Annotated in this window: 21 protein-coding genes, 1 tRNA gene and 1 pseudogene; 14 read left to right on the plus strand and 9 right to left on the minus strand. The window is 62.0% G+C overall.

Annotated elements, in window-relative coordinates:
• Positions 1–72 precede the first annotated feature (72 nt).
• The 5 genes from K3166_RS12380 to rpe all read right to left on the minus strand — a co-directional run bounded on the left by K3166_RS12380 (position 73) and on the right by rpe (position 5,615).
• Positions 73–540 (minus strand): Fur family transcriptional regulator, encoded by a 468-nt coding sequence (locus K3166_RS12380; protein ID WP_221422506.1) that lies wholly within the window; start codon positions 538–540, stop codon positions 73–75.
• Positions 541–576: 36 nt separating this feature from the next.
• Positions 577–1,257, minus strand: coding sequence for a peptide-methionine (S)-S-oxide reductase MsrA (msrA, locus tag K3166_RS12385; RefSeq protein WP_221422507.1), 681 nt, complete (start codon positions 1,255–1,257; stop codon positions 577–579).
• A 242-nt stretch (positions 1,258–1,499) separates the two neighbouring features.
• On the minus strand, positions 1,500–3,086 hold the full coding sequence (gene purH / locus K3166_RS12390) for a bifunctional phosphoribosylaminoimidazolecarboxamide formyltransferase/IMP cyclohydrolase (RefSeq protein WP_221422508.1): 1,587 nt from the start codon (positions 3,084–3,086) through the stop codon (positions 1,500–1,502).
• A 7-nt stretch (positions 3,087–3,093) separates the two neighbouring features.
• Entirely contained in the window at positions 3,094–4,956 is a 1,863-nt protein-coding gene (locus K3166_RS12395) for a heparinase II/III family protein (RefSeq protein WP_221422509.1), read from the minus strand.
• Positions 4,953–5,615 (minus strand): ribulose-phosphate 3-epimerase, encoded by a 663-nt coding sequence (gene rpe, locus K3166_RS12400; protein WP_221424111.1) that lies wholly within the window; start codon positions 5,613–5,615, stop codon positions 4,953–4,955. Before rpe ends, K3166_RS12395 begins: the two co-directional genes overlap by 4 nt.
• A 136-nt stretch (positions 5,616–5,751) precedes the next feature.
• Between rpe and K3166_RS12405 the strand changes: the two genes are divergently transcribed.
• From K3166_RS12405 to K3166_RS12420, 5 genes are all read left to right on the plus strand, one after another.
• On the plus strand, positions 5,752–6,021 hold the full coding sequence (locus K3166_RS12405) for a PqqD family protein (protein WP_221422510.1): 270 nt from the start codon (positions 5,752–5,754) through the stop codon (positions 6,019–6,021).
• Positions 6,022–6,082: 61 nt separating this feature from the next.
• Positions 6,083–6,217, plus strand: a complete 135-nt coding sequence (locus K3166_RS13530; RefSeq protein WP_282098800.1) for a hypothetical protein — start codon at positions 6,083–6,085, stop codon at positions 6,215–6,217.
• Positions 6,218–6,239: 22 nt separating this feature from the next.
• Entirely contained in the window at positions 6,240–8,129 is a 1,890-nt protein-coding gene (locus K3166_RS12410; RefSeq protein ID WP_221422511.1) for an asparagine synthase-related protein, read from the plus strand.
• A 47-nt stretch (positions 8,130–8,176) separates the two neighbouring features.
• Positions 8,177–9,838 (plus strand): ABC transporter ATP-binding protein, encoded by a 1,662-nt coding sequence (locus K3166_RS12415; RefSeq protein WP_221422512.1) that lies wholly within the window; start codon positions 8,177–8,179, stop codon positions 9,836–9,838.
• A 121-nt stretch (positions 9,839–9,959) separates the two neighbouring features.
• A complete protein-coding gene (locus tag K3166_RS12420; RefSeq protein WP_221422513.1) occupies positions 9,960–10,460 on the plus strand; it encodes a DUF2141 domain-containing protein in 501 nt (166 codons plus the stop codon).
• Here K3166_RS12420 and K3166_RS12425 read toward each other — a convergent pair.
• From K3166_RS12425 to K3166_RS12435, 3 genes are all read right to left on the minus strand, one after another.
• Positions 10,451–11,359: a hypothetical protein gene (locus K3166_RS12425; RefSeq protein WP_221422514.1), complete on the minus strand. Its 909-nt coding sequence runs from the start codon at positions 11,357–11,359 to the stop codon at positions 10,451–10,453. The genes K3166_RS12420 and K3166_RS12425 overlap by 10 nt on opposite strands.
• Positions 11,356–12,348, minus strand: a complete 993-nt coding sequence (locus K3166_RS12430) for a diacylglycerol/lipid kinase family protein (RefSeq protein ID WP_221422515.1) — start codon at positions 12,346–12,348, stop codon at positions 11,356–11,358. Before K3166_RS12430 ends, K3166_RS12425 begins: the two co-directional genes overlap by 4 nt.
• A 116-nt stretch (positions 12,349–12,464) precedes the next feature.
• Positions 12,465–12,541 (minus strand) — tRNA-Arg (locus tag K3166_RS12435).
• Between the two features lie 126 nt (positions 12,542–12,667).
• Between K3166_RS12435 and K3166_RS12440 the strand changes: the two genes are divergently transcribed.
• The 9 genes and pseudogenes from K3166_RS12440 (at position 12,668) to K3166_RS12480 (ending at position 21,157) form a co-directional block, all read left to right on the plus strand.
• Positions 12,668–13,066, plus strand: coding sequence for a hypothetical protein (locus tag K3166_RS12440; protein WP_221422516.1), 399 nt, complete (start codon positions 12,668–12,670; stop codon positions 13,064–13,066).
• A 48-nt stretch (positions 13,067–13,114) separates the two neighbouring features.
• The gene (locus K3166_RS12445; protein WP_221422517.1) at positions 13,115–13,618 is read left to right on the plus strand and encodes an MmcB family DNA repair protein; all 504 of its coding nucleotides are present in this window, start codon (positions 13,115–13,117) and stop codon (positions 13,616–13,618) included.
• Positions 13,619–13,669: 51 nt separating this feature from the next.
• Complete coding sequence (locus K3166_RS12450) at positions 13,670–14,386, plus strand: sterol desaturase family protein (protein WP_221422518.1); 717 nt, start codon at positions 13,670–13,672, stop codon at positions 14,384–14,386.
• Between the two features lie 95 nt (positions 14,387–14,481).
• The gene (locus tag K3166_RS12455) at positions 14,482–14,838 is read left to right on the plus strand and encodes a DUF2141 domain-containing protein (protein ID WP_247714648.1); all 357 of its coding nucleotides are present in this window, start codon (positions 14,482–14,484) and stop codon (positions 14,836–14,838) included.
• 108 nt (positions 14,839–14,946) lie between these two features.
• Positions 14,947–15,534 (plus strand): annotated as a pseudogene (locus tag K3166_RS12460) (PAS domain-containing protein); the annotation flags it as partial.
• Positions 15,535–17,042: 1,508 nt separating this feature from the next.
• Positions 17,043–18,146, plus strand: a complete 1,104-nt coding sequence (locus tag K3166_RS12465) for a phosphatase domain-containing protein (protein WP_221422520.1) — start codon at positions 17,043–17,045, stop codon at positions 18,144–18,146.
• 8 nt (positions 18,147–18,154) lie between these two features.
• Positions 18,155–19,066, plus strand: a complete 912-nt coding sequence (locus K3166_RS12470) for an alpha/beta hydrolase (RefSeq protein ID WP_221422521.1) — start codon at positions 18,155–18,157, stop codon at positions 19,064–19,066.
• A gap of 11 nt (positions 19,067–19,077) precedes the next feature.
• Positions 19,078–20,460 (plus strand): M48 family metalloprotease, encoded by a 1,383-nt coding sequence (locus tag K3166_RS12475; RefSeq protein WP_221422522.1) that lies wholly within the window; start codon positions 19,078–19,080, stop codon positions 20,458–20,460.
• A 16-nt stretch (positions 20,461–20,476) separates the two neighbouring features.
• Positions 20,477–21,157, plus strand: coding sequence for a DsbA family protein (locus K3166_RS12480; protein WP_221422523.1), 681 nt, complete (start codon positions 20,477–20,479; stop codon positions 21,155–21,157).
• A 3-nt stretch (positions 21,158–21,160) separates the two neighbouring features.
• Here the strand turns inward: K3166_RS12480 and K3166_RS12485 are convergent, their stop codons facing one another.
• Positions 21,161–21,769, minus strand: coding sequence for an HD domain-containing protein (locus K3166_RS12485; RefSeq protein WP_221422524.1), 609 nt, complete (start codon positions 21,767–21,769; stop codon positions 21,161–21,163).
• Positions 21,770–21,801 lie beyond the last annotated feature (32 nt).

The following is a 21,801-nucleotide window of genomic DNA, read 5'->3' on the forward strand; positions in this document are numbered from 1 at the left end:
GTCTTACACGCGGTTTCCGAAACTGTCGATGAACGCCTCATCGCAAATCCAGAACGCTTCACCGGCATGCTGTCAGGCGGCGCAATCATCGCACAGGCCGCGCAGTTCGACGACCGGCCGCACATCGACAAATCCGGCGTCTTTACCCGCTTCGCGCAGCGCGCCGGTGACGCGGTCATCGTCCACATGGATGGCCTTCCCGCAATCATCGCAGATCAGGAAAATACAGTCGTGGCGGCAGCCCGGATGAGTGTTGACCAGATAGGCGTTCGCGCTCTCGATCCGGTTCGCCAGATTGGTCCGCACGAACAGGTCGAGGATGCGGTAGACGCTGTTAGGCGCCACACGCTTGCCGCGCGCAGCTGAAAGATTGTCCGCAATGTCATAAGCGCTGGCCGGCTTTTCATGCCGGGCAAGTTCTTCGAAGACAGACTGCCGCATGCCGGTCCACTGTTCACCGGAATCGGTCAATGCGCTGCGGGCGGCATCGACCAGGTCGTCGCCGGAATGTTCTTTGTGGGCGTGTGCGTGCTGGGCCATGCGGGAGAGGTAAGCTGCCGCCCGCCAAGGTGCAAGTTAGTTGCGGCGGAACTCGGCCCGATAGAGCGAGGGATAGAGGCGTTTCAGCGCCGAAACCTTGGGCGCGTCCCAGCGCTGGATGTAGGGATGGCGCGGGTTCTTCACCGCGAAATCCTGGTGATAGGTTTCAGCCGGGTAGAACTTGCGGGCCGGTTCAACGCTGGTGACGATGGGCTGAGACCACAGTCCGCTTTTCTTCATTTGCGCGAGGTAGGCCGAGGCAACTGCGCGCTGTTCGCTCGACAGGGGCACGAGTTCGGCGTTGTAATGCGCCCCGCGATCAGGGCCCTGGCGGTTCTTCAATGTGGGATCGGCAACGACCGAGAAGAAGATCCGCAGCAGTTGATCGTAGCGCACGACGGAAGGGTCATAGACAACCTTCACGGCTTCGACGTGATCGGTCACGCCGGACGATACCAGCTTGTAATCCGCCTGCCGCGCGGTTCCGCCATGATAGCCGGAAACGGCGCTGGTCACGCCCTTGGTATGGCTGAACACAGCCTCCACGCCCCAGAAGCAGCCACCTGCGAAAATGGCTGTCTTGAGGCCGCTGCCTTCCTTAGCCGTGCGCTGGGCCGCGGGTGCTTCGACGATCCTCTCCGCGGCAATGGCCGGCTGCTGGCAGGCAGAACCTGCAAACAGTGCAGCAGCAGCAAGAGTGGCCGCGAAGCGCCGCATTACAGCAGCGCCGGAATGGCGGAGAGCAGGGCCTCGCCGTTCGAGAGCGCAACGACCAAGGCTCCGGCGAAAAAGCCGATGCCGAAGTTGCGATAAAGGTCTGGTGTAAAAAGTGTCATGAGTGGTCTTTCGGGATGCTTGACCACTTGGTTACAGGCACACCGATTGCAACGCAGTTAATGCGATGGTTGTAATTCGTTCATCCGATCAATGCGCCGAATTAATGAATTAGCCCGTTCAGGTCAGTGCCGGAAATGCCGCATTCCCGTGAAGACCATCGCCAAACCCTTTTCATCTGCTGCCGCGATCACTTCCTCGTCGCGGATCGACCCGCCCGGTTGGATGATCGCCGTAGCACCCGCTTCGGCGGCAGCCAGAAGGCCATCGGCGAAGGGGAAGAATGCGTCAGACGCAACAGCGCTGCCTACTGTGCGGGCGGCATCCCAACCATACTTCTCGGCCGCTTCCGCGGCTTTCATTGCCGCAATGCGCGAAGAATCGCGGCGGTTCATCTGGCCTGCGCCAATGCCGGCAGTCGCGCCGTCCTTGGCATAGACAATTGCGTTCGATTTCACGTGACGCGCGACAGTCCAGGCGAAGAAGCAGTCTTTCAATTCCTGTTCGGTGGGTGCGCGCTTGGTCACGACTTTCAGATCGGCCTCGCTGATGGCACCATTGTCGCGGGTTTGTACCAGCAGACCGCCGGTGATCGGCTTGACCTGCAATCCTCCGCGCCGCGGATTGGGCAAATCGCCCGTGATTAGCAGGCGCAGGTTCTTCTTTTTGGCGAAAGCCTCGCGTGCCTCGTCGCTGACGGAGGGTGCGATCACGACCTCGGTGAAAATCTCGCAGATCGCCGCGGCAGTCTCGCCATCAAGCTCGGTATTGACCGCGACGATGCCGCCGAACGCCGAAACGCTGTCGCAGGCCAGAGCGTCGTTCCACGCATCGATGAGCGAGGCCGCCTGTGCCACGCCGCATGGGTTAGCATGCTTGACAATGACGACCGCGGGATCGCCGTCTGCAAATTCGGCGCACAATTCCAGCGCTGCATCCGCGTCGTTGTAATTGTTGTAGCTGAGTTCCTTGCCCTGCAACTGCTCCGCCTGTGCGATACCCTTCGCGTGGGGACCGACCGGAGTATAGAGCGCCGCTTTCTGGTGCGGGTTTTCGCCGTAGCGCAGTTCAACCGGCGCCTTGCCATTGACCGCGAGCATTCCGGGGAATGTCTCGCCCTGGTCTGCGAACGCGAACCACTGGCTGATCATGCTGTCATAGGCAGCGGTTGCGGCGAATGCCTTGGCCGCGCATTTGCGGCGGAAATCGAGCGAGGTTGCGCCGGTGGCCGACAATTCGCCAATCAGCGTGTCATAATCAGCCGGGTCCGTCACGATCGTCACGAACTGGTGGTTCTTGGCGGCACTGCGGACCATGCTCGGCCCGCCGATGTCGATATTCTCGATGATCTCGTCGCGATCCGCGCCCTTGGCGACAGTTGCTTCGAAGGGATAGAGATTGACCACCACCAGATCGATTGCGCCGATTGAATGCGCATCCATCGCGGCAGCGTGTTCAGGATTGTCGCGCACAGCCAGAAGGCCGCCGTGCACCATCGGGTGGAGTGTCTTCACCCGGCCATCCATCATTTCCGGAAAACCGGTGAGGTCCGACACGTCGCGCACCTCGAGGCCCGCATCACGCAGCGCCTTGGCCGTTCCGCCGGTCGACACCAGCTCGACACCCTTGGCGCCCAGCGCCTTGCCGAGTTCTACCAATCCGCTCTTGTCAGACACCGACAGCAGTGCCCGCTTGATCGCCACTTCGCTCACGTGAAAATTACCCCATTCGTTTGAGCAGCCAGGGGAACCGTCCCCCGCTGCGCGCAGTCAGTCCGTCGACCACGATTTGCTGAGTAGCATGAGGACGCCCCTGGCCATCGACCCAGATGCTGTCTTCGACGCTGCAATTGGCATCGCCGATATCGCCCCCGAGCCGGAATTGCCAGTAGCTGGCGTCGGGCAGAGCGATGTGTACGCCGCGCCCGTCTTCGGTGGGCTGCGCTTCGGCACCGAGCCCGAGATGGAAGCGCATGGCGAACCCGATCTTGCCGCGCTTACCCTTGCGGCCCGACGGCTCCAGCACGTCTTCTCCGCGCAGTTCGGTGCCTTCGTCTGACAGCATTAGGATGCGACGGTGAACAAGACCGAAGCGTGCTGCATAGCCATTATGCGCGGCTTCGAGACGCGCCGCGCCCTTGCTTCCCTGGGTTACGCTATCGCGCGAAAAATCGACTTCTTCGACACCCTTGCCGATCTGGCCGTGGAGCAGGATGGCAGTGGAATTGGCATCGTCGAGCACCAGCGTGGAATGCGCCGAAGTGCCGCGCAAGCCTTGCTCGATCCGGGCCGGAACCTGCGCTCCGGCCAACGCGGAACCGCCGCAATTCACGATGATCCGGTGTGGGCCGTGCGAATATTCGAACGCCAGGGTCGATGCACAGGCGTGGCGCGCATGGCGCGGCTTGGGAGGCGGGGCGGCGTCGAAAACGAGCACGGCATCGCCGGTGCGAATGCGCTGGTAACCCCATTGATCCGCCTCGACCAAGGGCCGCGTGCGCACACCGCTGGCTGCGATCAGGGCATCAAGCTCGGCTTCGCCCATTGCGGACGAACCTTGCCAGCTCCCCAGTCCGCGGTCGCCCATTCGCAGACCCAGCAAAGCCGGGACAAGCAGCGCAAGCATCGTGTCGAGCGCTGCCGGCTGATCGCGGCCCGCCGCGGCATAGCAGGCGCGCAATTCGCTGAGCAGCGCGATTGCCTCTGCCTGCGCCGCCGGACAGCGCGAAAGAACGCCGCCGTCTTCACCAACCATCTCGCCCAAAGTGCGCAGCAGGCCCGCTTCGCCGAAAAGCCGCCGCGCCTTGCCATCGGGCAAAAGCAATCCGGCAGCCACGATCCCGCACCAGCCGGCCGCCTGTGCGAACCGGTCGTCCGCACCGCCCACATGGCGGTCGAGCCAGCGGGCATTTATCTCGATCGCTTCAAGCATCTTGTGCTTGAACCGCTCGCCGTCGCCGGTCAGCACCATCGGTGCATGGACCAGCCAATTGAGCAGCCGCAGACCCGCAAGCTCCACCGTCCATGCCGGGCCTTTACCGGGCTTGGGGTTTGCTTTGAGCCACGAACTGAAGATGTCGCCAGCTGTCGAGGCGCACTGCGCCCGGGGTGCGCTCGCCGCCAGGTCGCGCATCCAGGTGAAGCCGTGGACCGCACGAATAAACGGCGGTGTGAGCTTGGACGGCGATCTGAAATCCAGCTTGTCCAGCGGCAGCTTGAGGCCGCCGACCATCATCTGCCCTGTCCTCAGCGCCATCCCTGCCCGGCGATTGCCGTCCAGTGCGCTTTTGACAGTGCCCAGCAGGCGCGGCTTGGCCGGCTTGCGCAGGGGAGAAGACAGCACCGGTCCCGGGACGCCCAATTTATAGGCCCAGCGCATTGCCGAATGAATGGGTCCGCTGCGCGGCGGGTGAAAATCCGACAGGACCAGCGCGCGAGCCGGTTCTATTTCGGCCTCGACTTCGCTTTCGGCAGACGCTTTTACGAGCGGCTCATCAGCATCGCCGAGGGGCAACGCGACCTGCTCCTCTTCCGGCGCATCTTCGCGCGCGGCGCTCAGCAGGTCGGAGTGGCCCTCGATCATCCCAGCCCCTTGAGCGCTGCGATGTTGGAGGCGTATTTGTCTGGACCCCCGCGGAATGTGGCCGAACCGGCCACCAGCACATCGGCACCCGCATCGACGCAGAGCGGCGCGGTCACCGGATCGACGCCGCCGTCGACTTGTAGCCGGATATCCTTGCCCAGCGCATCGATCCGTTTGCGGATGGCCTCCACCTTGCGGAGCTGCGAATGGATAAAACTCTGTCCGCCGAAACCGGGATTGACGCTCATCACCAGGACGAGATCGACATCTTCCAATACGTAGTCGAGCGCGTCCACGCTGGTGCCCGGGTTCAGGACAACGCCCGCTTTCTTGCCGAGACCCTTGATCGCCTGAAGGGTGCGGTGGATATGCGGGCCTGCTTCGGGATGAACCGTGATGATGTCGGCACCCGCATCCGCGAAAGCTTCCAGATACGCATCGACCGGCGCGATCATCAGGTGAACGTCAAAGGTCTTGCTTGTGTGCGGGCGCAGTGCCTTCACCACGGCGGGGCCGATGGTGATGTTGGGCACGTAATGCCCATCCATGACGTCGATATGGATCCAGTCGGCACCGGCTTCGTCGACCGCGCGCACTTCTTCACCCAGCCGGGCAAAATCGGCGGAGAGAATGGAAGGAGAAATCAGCGGAGCAGTCATATCGATATCGGGCCTGTCGCCTGGAGCGTGCTTCGCCAAATACGCGCGCGAGGCGCAAGGCCACAAGGAGCACGGCGCGCTTTTCCACCGCAGTAGAGGCTTTCGGCACCGCTTCAGGTTCGATAAGACGCCGCAAATGGCGGTATTGAAGAAGCTCAAGGACAATTTCGTCGCTACCCAGGTCGACGACGAAGTACTGATTGTCGATCTGGACGGGGGCGAACTTTTCTCACTGTCCGGGACCGGTCGTGCGGTGTGGGAAGCCATCGACGGGAAGCGCGATGCTGATGCCATCGCGGCATTGCTGGCGGCCGCCTATGATGCGGATGAAACCGTGATTGCTGGCGATGTCCGGGCGCTTATCACATCGCTAAGGGAAGCGGCGTTGATTGCCCCTGTAAAATAACGTCAAGTTTTTGACCTTGGCGCGGCGCATGGTATGCGGGTTCGTGAAAGGCCCCGTATCGATGACCAACAAACCTGCTCCTGAAATCGGAAAACGCAGCTGGACGCGTCCCGAGCTGGTGCGTCTCGGCACGATCCGTGACATCGCCCAGGGCCCAAGTCCTCTCAATCAGGCCAATAACAACAAGCGCTCCTGAAAAGCTTCCGGACCAAATTCGAATGATTGCAGGCCGACGCTGGTGGAACGGCGCTGCGAGCGATGATGCGTCGGCGCTGGCCAAAACGCTGGGCCGGTATACGCGGCAAGCGCCTCAAATCCGCTGCGATGACCGGCTGACACTCATTGCCTCGCCTCGCGACCACATCGGGAGTGCGCAGGGGGTCGTGGCAGCCTTCACCGGCTGGATCGACAATACGGCAGAGCTGCAGCAGAGGCTGGATCTGGACACCCTTGATCCAGCGCAGATTTACGCAGCATCGCTGAGCCTGTGGGGACGCGATGCAGATCGGCATATCGTGGGCTCCTACGCAGCGATCGCCCAGCTGAAAGACGGATCGCTGCATCTCGCGCGTTCGCCGTGGGATGCCCCTCCGCTCTATTATCATTGCGGCAGCGACAGGGCCGTTGCCTCGCCGCTACTGCGGGTGTTGTTCGAAGCGGGCGCGCCCCGCGAAGTCGATCACGACCGGATTGTGGATGAACTGGCCTATGACTGGCGTTCAGGCGATGACGAGGCCTGGTACAAGGGCATCTTCATGGTCCCGCTTGGTGCCAGCGTGGGGATCGCCCACGGCAAGCGGGACGTGCAGCGTTGGTACAAGCCTCCCAGTCCGGGCCGCGGCGATGACTACGACGAGGCGGCAACCGTAGCAGAAGCGCGCCGCTTGCTTGATGAAGCTGCCCGAAAAGCACTCGATTGGGCCAAGGCGCCTGCGGTCACGCTGTCGGGCGGACTGGATTCGACCCTGGTCACCGCCTCGCTTCTCGAAGCACTCAGTCAGGACGGCACACTTTCCGCGATTACCTTCGTACCCGACCGCAATTGGCAGGGGGAATGCCCACCAGGTACGATGGGCGACGAACGCGATCTGGCCGGTCTGTTCGCGCGGGGCGATCCGCGCATCGACTGGCACATTGCAAGCGACGACATCGGCCCCGCCGACCGTCACGCAAGAGCGATATTTGGTGCGAGCGAGACTTTCGCTCCCGGCCTGGCCAATGTCGGCATGTATCACGGCGTCTACGAGAAAGCGCGCGCGCTCGGCTGCGACACATTGCTGACGGCAGATTTCGGCAATTCGACTTTCAGTGAAGCGGGCCGCTACGCCTATTGCGAATTTCTGAAGCGCGGGAAATGGCAGGAACTGGCCAGACTGCTCGCTGCTCGTGCGGACGATGATCGCCCCTTGTGGCGCAGGGTCTTGGCGCTGTCGGTCCTGCCGAACCTACCGGCATCGCTGCGCGGCTTTATCCGGGGGCTTGCCCATCCTGCACGCAGGAAGATGGCCGCGCTTGTCACACCGCTTTCCGCCAAGGCGCTGGCCCGGCAGGCCAGCCGGGCAGCGAAGCGCGGCACGGCCTCCGCATGGTCCGATTTCACCTATGATCGCACCCGCGCAGAGGCGGTGCAGCGCGAATGGCGTGATGCCGACGGTCCGGGCCGCGATGTCGACCTCGCGTTCGAGCAGCTTTACGCAGTGCGCAAGCGTGACGTTGCGGCGTATCGCCCGCTTATCGAATTCTGTTGCTCGCTCCCGACCGAGGCATTTGCACGGCAGGGCGTTGAGCGCAGGCTCGCCCGAATGATGGGCGAAGGGCGCGTTCCTGACGAGATCCGGGGCAATCGCCTGCACGGCCTGCACAATGCCGATTGGCATGCGCGCATTGGCCCAGCCCGGGACGACATGCTCGAGGTCCTCGATACGGCGCGCTCCCACCCGTTTCTGGGCGAGGTCCTGGATATCGAGCGTCTTACCGCGCTGATCGAAGACTGGCCCGAGCGTCCCGGCTACGATTGGGAGCATGACTGGCCGCGGATGCTGGCACTTCCGCGCGCGATCCTTGCTGCGCGTTTCATCGGCCATGTCGAAAACCGCAATGACCTTTGATCCGGAGATTTTGACGGACGGCCATCGTGGCGCATAGAGCCGGGGCGATGGGGTGGCGTCATACTCTGGGCGAAGTGATCGCGATTGGCAGGCCGACACGGTTCATCCGGCTGGTTCTCCTGTCCCTGATTGCTGCGCTGACCGAAGGGTTGGGTTTCGTCCTGCTCGTACCGCTACTAGCGTCGCTTGGTGGCGCTGGCTTCTCGATTGGGATCGACCTCCCGCAAATCGGGCTAGAGTGGATGCTTGGCCTGTTCGTCGCGCTGGTGACCCTTCGCGCTGGCGCCGAAGTTCTCCGCCGTCTCGCGGTCCAGGATTTGCGCATGTCCGTGGTCGACGGATTGAGGATGCGCGCAGCCGACGGTTTGCTGGGCGCGCGCTGGCGCTGGCTGGCAGGGCTGCGCGAAGGCGAGGCAGAGGCGCTGCTCATCAGCGATATCGACCGCTGCGGCTTCGCCGTGGAGATGGTCGGAAGCCTCGTCCGGCTGGCCCTCGTGCTTGCCGGGCTGTTGGCTGCCGCGCTGGTGATTTCCCCGCTCGCGGCGGTTTCAGGCGCACTTGGAGGAGCAATCGCCTTCGCTCTGTTCAGCCCAGTCAGGCGGCAGGCCCATCATTTGGGCAAGGCTCTGTCATTGCGATATGACGATTTGCATGCGCAACTCTCTGCAACCTTGCGCGGCCTCAGAGTCGTCAAAAGCTTCGGCCGCGAGCACGAGCAATCGCGCAAGCTTGAGAAGGACGTCCGCGCCCTGCGCACGACGGAGCGGGCCTATGTCCGCTCTGCTGCCATCGCGCAGGCGGTCCTTCAGGTTATAGGCGCACTTATCGCAGCAGCCGCAATCTGGCTCGCCCTCGAAAAGCTTGGAATGCCTCTGGCGAGCGTGCTGGCCCTGGCGGCGCTGTTTGTGCGTGCGCTGCCGCTGTTCGGAGAAATGCAGGCCAGTGCGCAAGGCTGGGCGCACGACAGCCCCGCGCTGGACCGCACGCTGCGCCTGATCGAAGATACCTTGCAGCACGCAGAGACACTGTCGTCAGGCGAAATTCCCAAGCTGACGCAGGCGATGGTGCTCGAAAATGTCACCGTGGATCATGCCCCCCGGCGCAGCGCACTTGCTGGCGTGAGCCTCACCATTCCGGCGAACAAATTCACGGCGATTTGCGGCCCCTCGGGTGCAGGGAAGAGTACCCTTGCCGATATTTGCGCCGGTCTCACCGCTCCCGATTCCGGGTCTGTATTCATCGACGGCGCGCAGCTGGGCGAAGACAACCGCCTCGGCTGGCGCTCGAGAACCGCCTATGTGCAGCAAGACGCGGTGCTGTTTCCCGGCAGCGTGCGTGACAACCTGCTTTTCGCCAATCCGGCGGCAGACGAACGCCAGCTGGTTTCCGCCCTGGATTCTGCCAATGCGCAATTCGTGCACGATCTGCCCGGCGGGCTCGATTGCGACCTCGGCAACTGCGGACGGGCGATATCCGGCGGAGAGCGGCAACGAATCGCGCTAGCCCGCGCCCTTTTGCGCGGCCCCGATCTCATCGTGCTGGACGAGGCGACCAGCGCACTCGACGCCGAGAGCGAGCGCGCTATCGCGCAGGCTCTGCGCGCGCTGACCCCGAGCCGGACCATCATCGCCGTGGCTCACCGCGGGCTCTTGCGCGACATGGCGGACCATGTCGTCCACCTTTCCGGCGGCAAGCTCGTGGATGTCTGAATGGGCGAAAGACACGCAATTCAGGCGTAATTCAGAGCCTGATGGTAGAAGATGCCTACAAAAGTTCGGCGAGTTGCATCTGTGCGCCGCCGGGACAAATGCAATTATGACGGGGCTTTTCATGACCTTCAAACCACTGGCCATCGCCGGTACGGCAGCGATCGCACTCGCGTCGATAACCGCTGCGGCGCCTGCAGTGGCGCAAACGCGTTACGGACAGAAGATCGCGCATGACCCTGCCCGCTGTGACGGGAGCACGCCTGGTGTCTGGGTGACCATTTCCGGCATCAAGGAAAGCAAGGGCAAGCTCAGGATCCAGTCCTACCGGGCGACGGATGCTGACTGGCTCGAAAAAGGCCGCTGGCTGACCCGCATCGAGTCACCAGCGAAAGCGGGCACGATGAAATTCTGCATGCCGATTGCCGAACCGGGAACATACGGGATTGCAGTGCGCCACGACATCAACGGCAACGGCAAGACCGACATTTTCGCCGACGGCGGAGCGATGTCGAACAACCCCAGTCTCAATATCTTCAACCTTGGCAAACCAAGCTACAAGAAGGTTGGCTTCCAGGTGGGGTCCAACGTGGAATCCATCTCTATCCAGATGCGCTACCGCTGATCCCTGCCGGCCCGCCTGCGCGCACGCCATAGCTCCCAGGCGGCTCCCGGCATCGCGAGAAGCGGGTGCTTTTCCCTGAACGGAGTGACTTCCAGCTTGATGCCGGAATGGCGTTCAAGCTTCCACGCGCCATATCGCGCTGCGCCATCAAAGGTCGTAGTAGCCTTGGCGAGACGAAGGATGTTGAGCGGCTTGCCAAGGCGTTCGCGCGCTCTCCACTCGGTCAGAATAGCTTTGCGCTGCGGCCCGGACAGGCGCGGTGCAAGCACTTCGTTCTCAAGTACATATTCCAGCCCCTGCGCCGTCCACGCCAGCGGCAAGAGCCCGTCGAAATGCGCCTTGTTCACCGACAGGATGGAATCCTCGCGGCCGCTTTTCTCGACGCGGAACTCGGCGCGATATGTCGCTTGGAACAGCGCACGCCAGTAATCTTCGGCGGCACCCCCCGAAGGACCAAGCGCGGCGGCAAAGCGGGTCGCGGTTTTTGCCGCATCTTGGAGGGCTGTCAGCACATTGCCGCGAGCTTCGGTGCCCGATGCCCAAGCCAGCGTGCAGGGCTGCACAAAGCGCGTCCAGATTGTCGTATCGCGGCTTTCACCGCGTGCAGCCTCGGCAAACTTGCCTGTCGACATGGTAGCGATTTTCGCGCGCAGGGTTTCGCCTTGGTGCTCCCACTCCTCATAGCTGACCTTGGGCCAGATTCGTTCGGCCTGCGAACCGGGTAGCAAGATATAGAAATCGAGGACGCCATCCAGCGACCCGGTCCTCAGGTTCGATCCGTAGAACAGCACCGCCTCGGCCCCTGCCTGCGTGCCCAGCGAGGCTGCATAGCGGGCAACCTCGTCTCTCACCGGCCGATCCAGCGCATCGGCGATCCGCTGTTCGAGTGTCTCGCTCACGCGCTCACGAAGGTCAGCTCGGGACCTTGGTCGATCTGGTAGCTTCCCGCCGGAAAATGCTCGCCGTCGAGAATGAAGGGAGCATCGAGCTTCATGGAGAACGCTTCGGCGGAAAGATGGTGCAGCCCCGCTTCGGAAAGCCAGCCGGGGTGCCAGCCGGCAAGCACTGCCGGAAGTGCCGCAAAAATCCGCCGGCGGGGCCGGTCGAGAACCGCCAGCCGGATGGGCGCCTGACCCTTGCCGAACAACTGGATGCCCATCGGCATGCGCTGGAGGGTGGAGGCGAGCATGATGTGCCGGCGTGAAGGCTGGCCGTGCCTGGAATGCGGCATCGGTTCGCCCGACGGCGCATAGGCGAGATTCATTTCCGTCCCGCTACGCCATTGATTGGAATTGGAGCCGAACAGAACCTGCGCAATACCCCATGCCGCGGTTGCGCCCACTGCCAGGGAATCGAAAAAGCCGATCCGGTGCGCATCCTGTCCAGCCTCGATGCCCAGCGTAAACGCGCCAGCACCAATGATGAAGCCGAGCATTGCAGGCTCGTCACGGTCTTTCGCGGTAACCATCAAGGCCCTGCGTTTGACGCACCTGCCTTCCTCATAAGCCGCGATCACATCTGACAGGCTCCAGTCCGGCGGTCCGCCCAGATCCACGTTCAGCGCGTTTGTCTTGCCCCGCGGCAGGACCGACAGAACCGGCCAATCGTTTCCGAACACGGCCTGTCCCATTGTGAGCACGTCGCGCACGGTTCCATCGCCGCCATTGATAATGAGCAGGTCGATACCGTCGGCATGAAGCGCAGACAGCGCCCGGGCGAGATCGTCTTTCGTGGAGGGCTGCACCACGTCAATCTCGACGCCATCGACGTGCTCCATCGACTGGCCCTTGTTCCGGTGCGAGCGCGAATTGTAGACCATCGCAATGCGCGGAGCGCCAGAGGCAGGCAGGTGCCCGGCCTCCCCTGCGCTACCGGCGCTATCTCGCACAGATCGGTGGTCGTGAATATTACGCTCCGTTGCGGTTCACGAAAAAATCCGGACCTCGATAGTCGAGCGGCACGCTGGCGGCAATGCGTGAGGGGCGGCCTCGATAACCGCGATAATGGTGCACCCGACAGGATTCGAACCTGTGGCCTCTGCCTTCGGAGGGCAGCGCTCTATCCAGCTGAGCTACGGGTGCCTAGGCCATCACGCATGTGACGATGGGCGCGCTTAGCAAGGGCTTTTGCACCGGGCCAGAGAAATTTCCCGCCCGGTGCGCTCAGCATTAGTAATTTGGCAAGCCGATCCCGATTACCATCGCTGCATGAACGCGCTCAGCCATGAATTCGACCTGTCACGCACCACCATGCTGCCGGCGGTGAAACGCGGCGCTGCGCGCGATGCCGACACTACCAAGCTCGCCAGCCAGTGGGATGCCGTCCACGAAGCCGCAGCCGCCATCGGCGTTCTGGCACAACTTGGCCGAGGTGATGAAGACGACGCGGTAAAGGGCCTGCCCGACCGCGCACTGCAGCTTGGCGGCTTCGAATATGAGATGGTCCTGCGCGGCGTCGATGACCTCGCCGCAGTGATGCAGCCGGGACTGCGCGCATTGCTTGCCCTGAGCGCTCAAGGCCAGGACACCACCAGCGCCGCGCTCACCCTGTGGCAGGAATTCCACAAATCGCGCGATGCCATCATCGGGTTTGCTCCGCTCAATTGATGCGGTTCGCGGCTTGACCGCGTTCCCAATTTGTTCCATTTCGGGGTCATGAGTGATTCCCCGGTTATCGAACCAAGCCCAGCCGTTTCCGGCTCAGAAACCGCCGCCCAGGTCGCGCGCGGCATCGCGCGGCTGTTTGCACGCAATGATGTCTGGTTGATGCCGGAAATCCCGCTGCGCAATGGCCGAAGGGCGGACCTGATGGGTCTGGATGTCAAAGGCCGGGTCATCATCGTCGAGATCAAGGTCCAGCGCGGCGATCTGCTGGGTGACGGGAAATGGCCCGATTATCTCGATTATTGCGACCGGTTCTACTGGGGGCTACCTCCGGCTCTTGATCGCTCACCGCTCGAAGGTGACGGGTATCGTCCCGATTGCTGCGGGATCGTGGTGGCGGATGGATATGACGGCGAAATCGTGCGTCCTGCCCCGCTCAACCCGCTCGCCGCGGCGCGCCGCAAGGTCGAGGTGGAGCGACTGGCCCGTACCGCCATGCGCCGCATGACCGTTGCAGCCGATCCACACTGCGCGCCCTGGGGCACCGCCGAATAGAATCGTAGCTGTTATCATTAAGGATCCTGCGGCATAAGCATCGCTGGGACCATGTGGTACGCCATCTTCATTTCCGCGATTGCCATGACCGGCATAATCGCCCTGCGCTACTTCGCATCAAGCGGAGCGTTTGCGCTCGCCACCAATTTCCGCAAGCCCGGCTACCACTCGAATCTCGGGCCGCAGATACGCCGGGAAATCCTCTGGTCGCTCGCGTCGGCAGCGGTCTACGGGATACCGGCAGGGATCGTCGCATGGGGCTGGCAAGAGCGCGGCTGGACGCAGATCTATACCCAGTGGGACGCGATGCCGCTGTGGTATCTGATTGCTGCGCCGCTCATCTACCTCGTCCTCCATGACACGTGGTTTTACTGGACCCACCGGCTGATGCACCGGCCAAAGTTGTTCCGGACAATGCACGCGGTCCATCATGCCAGCCGCCCGCCAACCGCCTGGGCCGCCATGAGCTTCCATCCGTGGGAAGCGCTTACCGGGGCGATTGTCGTCCCTGCGCTGGTGTTTCTTGTCCCGATCCACATCGCGTCGCTCGGACTGGTCTTGCTGGTTATGACGGTAATGGGCGTCACCAATCACATGGGCTGGGAGATGTTTCCGCGCCGTCTCGTTCATTCAAGGTTGGGAGGGTGGCTGATAACCGCCAGCCATCATCAACGTCATCATGAAGAGTACAGATGCAACTACGGCCTATATTTTCGCTTTTGGGACCGTCTGTGCGGAACCGACCGCGGCCTGAGCGAGCGCATATGAAACCGCGCCTTGCCCTTCTTCCACTGGCCGCGCTCGCGCTTGGAGCCGGGGCGCCTTTGCCGTCGGCCAAAGACGGGGCGAGCATCTCCGTTACCGTGACTGATCTGCGCAATGCCAAGGGCCTGTTACGTGCCTGCATGACAGCCGCGGAAGACGACTTCCCCGAATGCAAGCGAACCGCCAGCGTTCACACGGCCAGCGTCGACGCAGCCAAAGGCAGTGTCATTTTCACCTTCGATGATGTGGCCCCCGGCCGCTATGCAATCGCCTTGCTCCATGACGAGAACGCGAACGGCAAGGCCGATCGTGCGCTGGGCATGATCCCGAAGGAAGGTTTCGGCTTCTCCCGCGACGCCAAGGTCCGCATGGGACCGCCGAAGTTCGACGATGCCGCATTCGACCTTAAGGGTGATGACAAAGCGATGAGCATCAAGATGCGCTACCTGATCTGACAGCGCCATGGGCGGCCGGAGCCCGTATTAACCTTAACCTTATTTTTACTACGCCTGTCCCATAGCTGACCCTCAATTACGCAACTCGCACTCGGGGGCATTTAAGCGATGGACAGGCTTGGCGGCGCATTTGGCGCGCATGACGCAGAGGACCATCTCGACGATTACGTCGATGAGGCCGAAGCGGATCTCGATCCGCCGCCGTCTCCGGTAGGCCAGGATGAACGCCGCATGCAGGTGCGCGCGTACAATCATTGGGCGAGCCTGCTCGGCGATGCCGCTTTCCCGCACATCGAAGATCTCGAGCCCGAATTGCTCGACGATTTCGGCCCGTATTCCGTGTTGCTCGATTTTTCGACCGGGATCGAGAATCCGGCCGTGCGCTTTGTCGGCGATGAACTGCGCAGCGAATGCGATGCCAATGGGCCCATCAACCACCTCGATGATGTTCCTGCGCGCTCCTTGCTGAGCCGGATTACCGACCATTACATGCAGATCATCGCCAATCAGGCGCCGATCGGCTTCGAAGCGGAATTTGTGAACCAGCGCGGCCAGACCGTACTGTATCGCGGGATCCTGCTGCCCTATTCCAGCGATGACGAGACGATCGATTTCATTTTCGGCGTGATCAACTGGAAAGAACTGGCCGACGCGAAAACCGCAGACGAATTGCTGCTCCAGATCGATCAGGCACTGGGCGGCGATGCAGCTGAAGAACCCGCGCAGGAAGCTGAAATAGACGACATGCTCGAACTGACGCAGCCGGTCGAAGATCTTTCCGCCGAAACCAGCGGTGACTGGGATGAAGAGGTCGAGGCGCAGGCTGAAGTAGCGGGCGCTGCCTATGACAATGTACTGAAACTGGGCGACGCCGAAATGGTCGAAGACGAAGAGCCAAGAGAACTGCCTACACCCGTCTTTGGGCAGAATGCCTACAGTGTATCGGGCGACAAGCCTGCTCGCCGCGAACGCGGTGTCGATGCGCTGGGCAATCCGATAGGCAGCCTGTTGGCCGATGCGGACTCCGACCCGTCGGATGCCCACGACGACTTCGACAGCGCGATGAAGACCGCTGCCGATTACGGTCTGCCCGAATGGGATGAAGACGAACCTTCCGATGGCGACGTCGACGATCTCGTCGATCCGCTGGCAGATGAAGAAGTCGGCGGAAGCCTGACCTCATTGGTCAGCCGCGGCGAGCGTTCCAAGAAGACGGTCGACCTCAGTGGCGAGATGCAGGGCTCCACGCCTTTGCCAAGCCCCTCCGTTCCCAAAGCATACGAACCCGATAACGCGCAGCCCGTCGCTTTCGAGCTGGGCGCCGCATATGAGGCTCCCGCTGCGGAATTCTATCCTTCAGCTGTTTCGCAAGCAGACGAAGAGGCAGACCTTGCCGAAGAATCGGTTCCGGATGCACCAATCGCAGACGAAGCAGATGAAGAACCTGATGCGTCCGCGCTCGAGATGCCGCTGGTCGCGGAAGCCGTCGAAGACGCCGCTGTTATCGCCGCTGCTGAAGAGAAGGCGCCCGAAGGCCTCTATGACTGCCTCGCCGCTGCACGCGAACTCGCTCAGGCCGCGCAGAACACGGAAGATCGCAGCCGAAAGGCGCTCTATGCCGCTGTCGGCCTGGCCTACGATTTCAGCCTGGAAGCCGTCGAAGCACCGGAAGACTTCCATGAAATCATTTCCGACAACGGACTGACGGTCCAGGATCGCGCGCCGATGACGCCGATCGTGAAGCTGGTATTTGGTGCCGATTACGACAAGACGCGCCTGACAGAATATGCCGCCGTACTGACCCATGCACACCGCGTTGGCGTCTCTCGCGGCGAACTGGTGAACTACCTTCGCGCAGCGGAAGGCGGCCTCAAGGGCGTAGTCCAGGCAGAGCGCCGCGCCCGCAAGGAAGAGCAAGGCAAGCCGGTCGAAGACGATGGCACCGGCATTCGTCCGGCACTGGCCAAGAAATTGCGCATGGTCGAAACATCCCATGTCGCCGATATCGCCGAAGACGGTCCTGAATTTGCACTCGTCATGGTGCGCCGCACCGATGAAGGCGAACTGGTCGTAGTCGGCGAACTGGAAGAAGACCGCGTGCTGCTGGAGAAGGCCGCCCGCAAATTGCTCGGCAAATAAGCGCCTGTAATAAGTCTTTGAGACAAGCTTGAATTACATGGGCCATGCGCGCTAGCGCGTGGCCCATGCCATTTCTGCCAACCGCACCCGTTCGCATCCAGCCCTATTTCGGATACCGGAACCAGGATCGGTTGTTCATCACCGCTCGCGCGCTGCGATCGCGCGAAGGTAAATTCGTGAAATCGGGCAAGTGGCGCGCAATGCGCACAATGATGGCCCAGTTTGCCAGCCACGAAGTCGAAGGGCTGCCGGTGCAACTGGAACTTGCCGCGCCGGGCCAGGACAGTCGCCGTCATCAGTCCATCACCAACAAGGAAGGCTTCGTCCATTTCGACATCCCGCTGGATGGCGAGTGGCCCTATGCCGAGCGTCCCGAATGGGAAACCGTCAGCTTTCACTGGACGAATGGCGAAGGCGAGCACTGCCTGGACGGCCACGTCCTTGCCCCGGGCCGCACCAGCGGACTGGGGGTCATTTCCGATATCGACGACACGATCATAGAAACGGGCATTACGGGCAATTTCAGGGCTGTAATGCGCAACTGGCGGCGGGTTCTGATGGAGATGCCGGAAGAACGACTGCTAGTCCCCGGGGCGGATGTCTTTTACAGCGCGCTTGGCGGGGGCGAAGATTTCAAGGCATCTTCGGGTCACGCTGGCGACCATCAGAAGGCTTCGCTCAGGCCGTTCTTCTACGTGTCATCCAGCCCGTGGAACCTGTTTTCATACCTCGTCACCTACATGAAGGTACGGGGCCTGCCGCTCGGCCCGATCATGCTGCGTGACTGGGGTTTCAACCGCGAGACCTTCGGTTCATCCAGTCACGGAGCGCACAAGCGCGCGGCAATCGATGGTATCCTCGCCACATATCCCGACATGAAATTCGCGATGATCGGCGACGATTCGCAAGGCGACCTTACCGCATTTGCCGATGTTGCCATCAGCAATCCCGGCCGTGTCCGGGCAGTTTTCATCCGCAAAGTGGGTGAGGCAATGAGCCCGGAAGAGCTGGCTGCAAAAGCTTCGCTGGAAGCTGCCAAAATTCCGCTATGGCTGGGCGATGGCTACGACGAGGGCCATAAGTTCCTTGGCTCGATTGGCCTGCTCGACGACGACGAAGCCGCCAGCATCATCGATACGGTCGGCAAGCAACAGGATGAGGCGGTATGAGGACTTCGATGGCTATTCTTACAACTCTTCTCGGCCTCGGCCTGATCGGCGCCGGAGCGATGCTGATTGCCGTCAAGCGCAACGGTCCTGCCGTACTCGACACTGTCGACAGGCTGGCCGGCCCCTCGCATGACGTAGAACTGGTGCACCGCGCCAGTTATGGCGACAATCCGAGCCAGAAGCTGCTCGTTTACCGGAGCGGGTCTGCACAGGAACCGCAGCCGGTGTTCGTTTTCTTCCATGGCGGCGCATGGGCGCACGGCGATCCCGACGATTACGGTTTCGTGGCCCGGAACATGGCTGCACAAGGCTATGTCGTGGTGCTCGGCGGATACCGCCTCAACGAAGCCGGCCGCTATCCCGCAATGCTGCAAGACACCGCCGCGACCGTCGCCTGGGTTCATGAAAACATCGCGGGGCACGGCGGCGATCCCGGCCGGATCGTCCTGTCCGGGCATTCCGCTGGAGCCTACAATGCGGTTCAAGTCGCGTTGGAAGATCGCTGGCTCGAAGAAGCGGGCGCCCCCTCCGGCGCAGTGCGCGGAGTAGTCGGCCTCTCGGGTCCGTATGACTTCTACCCCTTTGATACCGACCGCAGCCGCGCCGCCTTCGGCAGTGTCGGCGCGGGCGCGGAAAGCCAGCCGGTTGCGCATACCAGCGCAGATGCCCCGCCCATGCTGCTGGTTCACGGGGAAGCCGATACGGTCGTGAAAATCCGCAATTCGCAGGCATTGGCCGCACAGCTGCAGGAGGCAGGAGCATCCGTCGAAACGCTCTACCTGCCCGGCAAGACTCATAACGACCCATTGCTGGCACTGACCAATCCATGGCGCCGCGATCCGCTGGTGTTTGACCGGATCGCGCAATTCCTTCGCCTCAACGCATCGCTTTCAGTTCCGGTTCAGGCCAAAAACCCCTAATGGGGTCCGGCATGCGTCTGCTCTCCCATCTTTTCGCCGCTCTGGCGCTGGCCGTACTTGCTGCGCAACCGGCGGCCGCCCAGTCGGTATTGCGCGATGCTGAGACCGAAGCATTCCTCAACGACATTGCCGATCCGCTGGTCGAGGCTTCGGGTCTTGCGCCCGGCAATGTCGAGATCGTGCTGATCAACGACCCTTCGATCAACGCTTTCGTGGCCGGCGGACAGGCGGTTTACATCCATAGCGGCTTGATCGATGCGGCAGATACCGCGAACGAAGTTCAAGGCGTAATCGCGCATGAACTTGGCCACATCACCGGCGGCCACGTGATCCGCAGCGGCGAAGGGTATTCGCAGGCCAATGGCATTTCGATCCTGTCCATGCTGGCCGGACTGGGTGCAGCATTGGCCGGGGCGGGCGACGCCGCGATGGGGATCATGATGGCCGGCCAGACCGCTGCCCTGAGTTCGATCCTGTCGTTTTCCCGCACCCAGGAAGCCGCCGCCGATGCGGCAGGCGCCGAATATCTTTCGAACGCTGGTATTTCCGGCCGCGGTTCGCTCGAGTTTTTCGGCAAGCTGCTGAATCAGGAAACTCGCCGCGGCTTCCGCCAGGATGACGAGGCCGGTTTCTGGCGCACTCACCCGCTCTCGGGGGACCGGATCAACAATCTGCGCGCGGTCTATGAAACGGATCCCGCGTGGAACGAGCCCAGCGATCCTGCGATCGAAGCCCGTTTCCAGCGCATCAAGGCCAAGCTGATGGGCTATGTCGCAAAGCCTGAATTTACCCTGCGCGACTATCCCGAGACCGACCTGTCGACCCCGGCGCTGATTGCCCGCGCCTATGCCTATCACAAGCAAGCAAAGATGGCTGAAGCGCTGGATGCCGCAGATGCACTCATCGCACGTGACCCTCAGGATCCCTATTTCCTGGAACTCAAAGGTCAGGTCCTGCTGGAATCCGGCCGCGTCGAGGAGGCTCTTGATCCACTGCGGCAAGCGACTGAATTGAGCCGCTCGGAACCGCTCATCGCCTCGCTTTTCGGCCATGCGCTGATCGCCACCGAGGACAAGGCCAATTTCGAAGAAGCCGAGCGTGTGCTTCGCTCATCGGTCGCACGCGATCGTTACAATCCGTTCGCCTGGTACCAGCTCGGCGTCGTTTATGCGCAGCGAGGTGATATGCCGCGGGCAAGGCTCGCGACGGCGGAACAACAGGTCATGAAACGGGAATATGTCCTCGCCTTGCGTAGCGCGGCTGCCGCAGAAGCGGGCCTGCCTACAGGCTCGCCGGATTGGCTGCGGGCACAGGATATCGGCTTTCAGGCGCGTGCGCTGATCGAACAACAATGCGAGATGCGCGACAAGCGAAACTGCCAGTCGCGGCGTTAAGGGTGGGAATACAGATATGACACGGCATCTGGTTACGGCGCTCATCGCGCTCGTATTTGGGTTTGCAGGCGCAGGGATCTGGTCGCTGAGCGGCTTTGGTCATCAGCAGACCCGCAATTACCTGATTTCCAATCCCGACATCCTGCCCGAAATGGCCGATGCCTACCAGTCACAGCAATCCCAGGACCAGCTGGCGCAGGTCGCCGACGATGTCCGCGCACCTTTTCCCGGTGCCGTGCTGGGCAATCCCGAAGGTTCGCGCACGCTCGTCAAATTCACCGATTATGCCTGCGGATACTGCCGGGTCAGCGTGGCCGACGTGGAGCGGCTGATTTCCGAGGATCCTGAACTTCGAGTCGTCATTCGTGAATGGCCCATCTTCCAAGGCAGCGACGTGCCGGCCCGCATGGCGCTGGCCGCCGCAAAGCAGGGCAAATATGCCGCTTTCCATCACGCGATGTTCGAACTGGGTTCGCCAACCGCGGAAAACATCCTGATCGCTGCCGAGGAAGCCGGGCTAGATCTCGACGCGGCGCGGGAATTCGGTGCGTCCGAAGAAGCGACCGCCGAACTGGCCAAAAACCAGTCCCTTGCCCAGCAGCTCGGCTTCACCGGCACACCGAGCTGGGTGGCAGGCGACAACGTGATGGAGGGCGCCGTCGGCTACAATCGGCTTTCGAGCGCGCTCGGCAGTTAGGGCCTATTCTTCGAGCGCCTTGGCGTACATCGAGGCAAGCGGCTTCGCCATGACACGGCGCACCATCGGCTCGAAGAATTCCAGGCTTTCGCTCTCGTAATCGGGATCGAACGCGGCCTGATCATATTTTTCGCAAAATTCCGCGCACGCCTGGTAATGCGGATTGTCGCGAAAATTGTCCCGCACGTTGCGGTCCATGCCGAGATGATGGAAGTAGTAGTAACCCTGAAACGCACCGTGGTTCTGACAAATCCAGTGGATCTCTTCCGTCACGAACGGCTTGATGATCGAAGCCCCGACTTCGGGATGGTTGTAGGTGCCCAGCGTGTCGCCGATATCGTGCAGCAGCGCCATGACGACATATTGCTCGTCCCGCCCATCGCGGTGCGCGCGAGTCGCGGTCTGGAGCGAATGCTCGAGACGGCACACGGGAAAGCCGCCGAAATCGCCGTCGAGAAGCTTGAGGTGATCGAGCACGCGGTCGGGCAAGTCCTTGGCAAAAGCCATGTATTCCGACCCGATCAGGGCCCAATCTTCCTGCGTGCCTTCTTTCATCTCGCGAAACTTTGCGCGTTCCGCGATCGAATGGGTCAGGTTTTCCGGCTTGTTCATCGGTGCTCTCTCTTCCTCTGCCTTGTGCCGCG

This window comes from Qipengyuania psychrotolerans (genome assembly GCF_019711355.1).
Taxonomy (GTDB): Bacteria; Pseudomonadota; Alphaproteobacteria; order Sphingomonadales; family Sphingomonadaceae; genus Qipengyuania; species Qipengyuania psychrotolerans.